We start from the raw sequence: 670 nt of genomic DNA, 5'->3' as shown, positions 1-670 counted from the left end.
ATTTGTTGCGCAAACAAGAAGTGAATGCGGCTGCGGGCTCATATGACATATACAGGGCGCAGCGTTTTGATGATGTGAATGCGACGGCGAATTTTCAGTTCTTTGATGTTCCTGAAGGTGAGTACTACTTAGAGGCGAGTACGGATAGTGATGGTGATGCGCGTCTCTTCGACAAGGGAGAGGCGGTGGGTGCGTATCGCTTATCAAATAATGCTTCATCACTCGTTGTCGATCGCGACAGAATCGGCCTGTCTTTCGAGATTTCATATCAGAACGTTGCTGAACAATCTGGCTTCGCTAACACAATTGATCCGCAATTAGATCGAAACCTACGTTCTTCGCAATAGGCTTTGTTTCTTAAACATCCCCCATCTTAGTCCTTAGCTATTGGCGCAAGCGCCTTAATTGTTTAAGCTCTTGCGCAATTGTATTTCAATAGTTTGTCCTTCTCATTATGTCTGAAAGCTCATCCGCAAATAAGCAGTACACCGCTGATTCGATCGAAGTTCTTAGTGGTTTAGACCCAGTAAAAAAACGTCCCGGAATGTACACCGAGACGACGCGTCCAAACCATCTTGCTCAAGAAGTTATTGATAATTCCGTCGACGAAGCCTTAGCAGGCCATGCGACCAAAATAGAGGTTGTGCTGCACGAGGATGGCTCGTTGTCG

1 protein-coding gene and 1 pseudogene are annotated in these 670 nt (G+C 46.1%); both read left to right on the top strand.

The window, feature by feature from the left end; translation table 11 throughout:
- A partial coding sequence (locus A3739_RS30510) for a hypothetical protein (RefSeq protein ID WP_197472618.1) occupies positions 1 to 347 on the top strand: 347 nt, incomplete at its 5' end.
- 107 nt (positions 348 to 454) lie between these two features.
- Positions 455 to 670: pseudogene (locus A3739_RS26770) on the top strand (DNA topoisomerase IV subunit B); the annotation flags it as partial.

The organism is Oleiphilus sp. HI0067 (genome assembly GCF_001635735.1).
The sequence above is the reverse complement of the archived record's forward strand: the minus strand, read 5'-3'. Positions and strand labels throughout refer to the sequence as shown.